This is a genomic window from Microtetraspora sp. NBRC 16547 (assembly GCF_030268965.1).
GTDB lineage: Bacteria > Actinomycetota > Actinomycetes > Streptosporangiales > Streptosporangiaceae > Microtetraspora.
On sequence record NZ_BSSE01000001.1, the window covers coordinates 192,974 to 197,697 of the forward strand.

A 4,724-nucleotide genomic window follows, 5' to 3' on the forward strand; every position below is an offset into this window, starting at 1 on the left:
GCGTTTTGGCCGACAGTGAGCTGTTGTAGATCATGACCCTGCAGGCTGGCCCAGTTCCCCCAGTTTCCGTTGGGTGCAGTCTGCCAAATGTGATACACGCTGCGGTCGCCGCCGAGGGCGAAAAGCTCGAGTGACCCATCGGCGTTTTGGCCGACAGTTAGCTGTTGTAGGTCATGACCGTCTAGGTAGGCCCAGTTCCCCCAGTTTCCGTTGGGTGTGGTCTGCCAAATGTGATGCGCACGGTGCTCGCCGTCGAGGGCGAAAAGCTCCAGCCGTCCATCGGCATTACGCTTGACGGAAAGGTCGTTGCTGATCATTAGGTAGCCCTTCCGAGAAGGCATCGTGAAATTCGCTGGACCGGTCGCGATTTAAGGAAAACGTTCAACACTTTATATCGCCAAGGTTAAAGCATGGCCTTATCCATTGAATCTGTCCTGTAGTTCGGCCGTTGGGTTGAATCGTGGCGCTGCCTGGGTTGAGCAGCGACTGAGTACCAATCGGGCGAGCATAGCCGCGAATGCCCTCAGGCAGCTATTGTGACAGCTCGGGACATTCCTGTCGGCACATTGAACGCAAAGGGACGGTACAACTTCAGTGGCGGCAACGATCAACCAACCCCGTCAAGACTGGATTACCGATACAGGAATGCAACGCCCGACGCGGCGAGTGGCTGCGTAGGGAAGCTCCACTGCGGGATAAGCGGAGTCTTGTTCGGCCGGGGTGGCGCTGTCGTTTGATCGCTCTGTGTGATCGAGTGCTCGTGACGGTAAGTGACGGAACCGAGGGCTGGACATGAGAAGCGCCCGCGATCTTTAAGATCACGATGGCGGTGGGTGCATGTGCTGCCTTCGGGGATGGGCGGGCGGATCTGCTCCATCTGCCGGATCGTGGCAGGCCGGTCCAAGCAGTGGACGACGCAGACGGTCACGCACGTGCCGCTGGGCGGGCAGGTGATGAATCTGGTGGTGCACAGGCGGCGCTGGTACTGCGACACGCCCTGGTGCAGGAGGGTCACCTTCACCGAACAGGTGCCGCCACCGCGATCGGGGACCAGCTGCGCCCGGTGTCGGAGGTTGCCGCCAGCGGCCACATGTCGTGGAGTACGGCGCATGAGGCGTTCGCCGAGGTCGCGGACGCGCACCTGGCCGCCCCGCTGCGCCCGGTACGGGTGCTGGGGATCGATGAGACCCGCCGGGGCAAGCCACGCTGGATCCGTGACGCCGACAGGACCACCGTGCGCCTGGCCGACACCTGGCACACGGGCTATATCGACATCAGCGGCGATCAGGGGCTGCTCGGCCAGGTGGAGGGCCGCGGCTGTGAGGATGTGATCGCCTGGCTGAACGCCCAGCCCGCCTGCTGGCGCGCGCAGATCGAGGTCGTCGCGATCGACATGAGCGCCTCCTACGCCAATGCGCTGCCCAACGCCCGCCTGGTGGTCGATCCGTTCCACGTGGTCCAGGCGGCCACCAAGATGGTCGCATCGGTGCGCCGCCGGGCCATCTTCGCCCGTTACGGGCGGCGCGGACGCTCCGGCGATCCGGAGTACGGCATGCGCCGCACGCTGCTGCGCAACTACGAGAACCTGCACCCTGATCGGTTCGCCGCGATGTGGAACACCTTCATCGACGCCGGAGTGCACGGCGAGCAGGTGCTCGCCGCGTGGATCGCCAAGGAGGAGTTGCGCAAGGTGTTCACCGCCACCTGCTCTGGCGGTGTCCGCGACCGGCTGCACGCGTTCTTCTCCTGGCGCGCCGCCCACGACCACATCCCCGAGCTGGTAACCCTGGCCGAGACGGTCAGCCGGTGGCGCGAGCAGATCGCCGCCGCCGTCATCCTGGGCATCTCTAACACCGCCAGCGAGGGCACCAACCGCATCATCAAACTTGTCGCCGGGATCGCCTTCGGCTTCCGCAACCCGGCTAACCAGCGTCGCCGCTCCCGCTACGCCACCACCCGCACGACCCGACACCCACCACGAAGAGTAACGAAACGGAGATCACGCTCAGCGATCAAGCGAGAACACAACCCCGCTCCAACGTGAAGACCCTCCAATATCCCTTACCGATCGCTTCCCGCTTCGTCAATGACACGTGACCGAGAAAAGGCCGGCCAGCCGCTAGCCTTCGGGTAGGCAAAAGCTTTCGTTGATTGCAGGGGGTTAGGGGTATGACTGACGTGTCGGTTTCTACCAGCTTCAACTATCAGATTGACGGATTTGCATTCCACAACCATTGGGTTTTCGATGATCTGGAACGCGAAGTCATACTAGGAGGCGTTGACACCGCGGTCGCCGCGGCCGCAGCGGCTCTCGCACCATTGTATGCGCCGGTTCTCGGGCTGGCGGTGGTCTCACAGAACGCTTTGCTGGACGGCCTCGGACTGCTCGTAGGTATCCCCCCGGGTGTCATCTCCACCGTTGTGACCGCCGAAGAAGTCCTGGCTGGAGCATCAGGGGCACTTGTGTCGATCTTCAACGACTGGGTACGGAAAAAGTTTCTGACCTCCTCCTATGGATTGTGCGGTGGAATGGCCTATGCCGCAGCCGACTACTTCGTCAGAGGGTGGGTCGTACCCCAAGGAAAGGACGGCCCGTACACTGATCCCGGGAACCCTGGCATGTCTTTCGACTCGCCAAGACGGGTCGCGGCAGGGGGAACTCCAGAAGGTGAGCAACTGCGCAACTATATCTGGCGGCGTCTCATTGACTCCTTCATATCGGGCGGTGTTGCGGAAAAAACTCTCCTGTGGATGGGGCTGTTGAAGCTGATTCCGGAAGAACTTGGCGGCGGAGCACCGGAACTGCTCAAGCGTAGCAATCCTGAGTGGACGCTGCTCAAGAAACGCATCGATACTGGAAGGCCGAGCCCTATCGGCATGGTATTCGACGTCGATGAGCCATCCAAGAACCATCAAGTTCTAGCCTATAAATACGACGAAGGTGATAGCCACGGAAATATCTACGTGTACGACAACAACGACCCAGGAAAGGAGAAAATTATTCAATTGTCTTTCTTGAATTTTCCTCCCCTCTTCCCGAAAGTGCTCACCGGAATGTCCTATGACGCTCCGCACCCCCTGAAAGGGTTCTTCTGTTCGAACTACTCCCCTATTACGCCACCACTTGCACTGGGGCTGCTAGGCGGTCTGGTCGTATCTCCTGGCGGGCCGTTGAAGACTGGCGACCACGCAGAATTCAGTTTCACTGCGACAAATATTGGATATGGCCCTACCCCGCCCCTCGCCTTGAACGTCAAGGGATACAGTGTGGAGAACTGGGGAGATATATCGACGGGGCCGGATGAAGCTCCGCAATCCCCAATTCAGCACGGCACGACGGCGTCGGCCACCGAAGACATCGAGATGACCGGCACACCGGGAACGCACATATTCTTTCCCATGTGTCATCTAACCGGTAATGGTTATGATGCTTGGAAAGTCGTGCCGCCACATGACCCGAAGTCGGTCGGCTGGGTCGACGTCACTCTATTGACAGTGACAAGCGCCCTCGAAGTCCGTATCGGCGACACTTACCCGGCCAGTCAGCCGAACCCAGAGCTTGAACGGGCGATCACGCAACAAGATCCCGCGACCGTGGACACTCAAGCCAATATAGTCGGCACCATCTCCACCCTCGACGGGCGAATCGATCAGGAAACATTCAATTCAACCTTTTCTTCCGCCAACCAGGTGGTACCCAATCGCGTGGTCTCGAACACAACGCCCGTGTTGTGGATCGACCCCGCGTGGGCCCAGGAACAGCCAGACGACGCGAACCTTCTCACAACATCAGCAAAAGACCTTATCGCAAAACTCAGGCAGTTGGGTGGACAGCCGGTAACCATTCGCGCGGTCAGTCAGGTTCCACTAGCGACAGCAAATCGGCAAGCACTCCTTGTATTCAGCTGCCTCGGGCCTATCCAGTGACGCACGGCAAGGGTCTCGCCCGTACCATCGATCCAGTCAACGAGCTGAACTAGGCACGCGAGCAGTCTCTCGTCTCGGGTGACCACGGCTGTGCGCTTCTCTTGAGTGTCGGGATGGTGTTCCCGCGATTGCAGGCACCGGGCGCCTCGGGCGCGGCGGTCTTCCTCACCGAGTTCCGCCTGCCCCACATGATCACCGGCGATTGCGTAGCGCTGTGGAGGTGCGGCTCAGCCTGTGGATGTGGGCATCCCGACATGCTGGAACGCGGCCCAGTAGTACGGATGCTCGAACGGCCGCAGGTCGCCCGGGAGGCTTTCGCCCGTACCCGGCCGGTTCGCGGGGAGTCGGGGCCGCAGCTCGGCGAGCGTGCCGTCGCGCAACCACGCCTGCGCGCTCCGTAGCGCGGCGCCCTGACCCTCGCCTGAGCGGCGCAGCCGGGAGTACATCTCCTCCATCAGCAGCGCCGTGCTGTCGTCCGCGACGGCCCACAGCGAGCCCACCACGCCGCTCGCCCCCGCGCGTAGGAAGGCCGACGGCATGCCGATGACCTCGTCGGGCGCGGTACCGCCGATGTCCGCAGTGTGGCAGGCGGACAGCGTCACGAGCGGCGCGGCGGTCAGCCGGAACTCCGCCATCTGGTGCGTCTGGAACCAGTCGTCCCCCGCGAAGAGAATGCCGTTCCGATACGGTTCCCCGACCGTTCCAACGGGCCGTCGAGGCCGATGAGCGGCTGGCCGCCGCCAACCCCGACGCCTACCTGCCCCACCTCGCCATGTCGTTGAACACCCTGTCGCTCC

Annotated in this window: 4 protein-coding genes and 1 pseudogene; 3 read left to right on the plus strand and 2 right to left on the minus strand. The window is 61.8% G+C overall.

Going from position 1 to position 4,724, the window contains the following annotated elements; all coding sequences use genetic code 11:
* On the minus strand, positions 1-317 hold a 317-nt coding region (locus QSK17_RS00820), incomplete at its 3' end, for a DUF8189 domain-containing protein (protein ID WP_502889109.1).
* 537 nt (positions 318-854) lie between these two features.
* On the opposite strand from QSK17_RS00820, the pseudogene QSK17_RS36015 reads away from it, so the two are divergent.
* From QSK17_RS36015 to QSK17_RS00830, 3 genes and pseudogenes are all read left to right on the plus strand, one after another.
* Positions 855-983 (plus strand): annotated as a pseudogene (locus QSK17_RS36015) (hypothetical protein); the annotation flags it as partial.
* A gap of 17 nt (positions 984-1,000) precedes the next feature.
* Entirely contained in the window at positions 1,001-2,044 is a 1,044-nt protein-coding gene (locus tag QSK17_RS00825) for an ISL3 family transposase (protein WP_352231751.1), read from the plus strand.
* Positions 2,045-2,169: 125 nt separating this feature from the next.
* The gene (locus QSK17_RS00830; RefSeq protein ID WP_285702384.1) at positions 2,170-3,927 is read left to right on the plus strand and encodes a hypothetical protein; all 1,758 of its coding nucleotides are present in this window, start codon (positions 2,170-2,172) and stop codon (positions 3,925-3,927) included.
* A gap of 227 nt (positions 3,928-4,154) precedes the next feature.
* Here the strand turns inward: QSK17_RS00830 and QSK17_RS00835 are convergent.
* The coding region (locus QSK17_RS00835; protein ID WP_285702385.1) for a CHAT domain-containing protein at positions 4,155-4,724 on the minus strand (570 nt) is incomplete at its 5' end.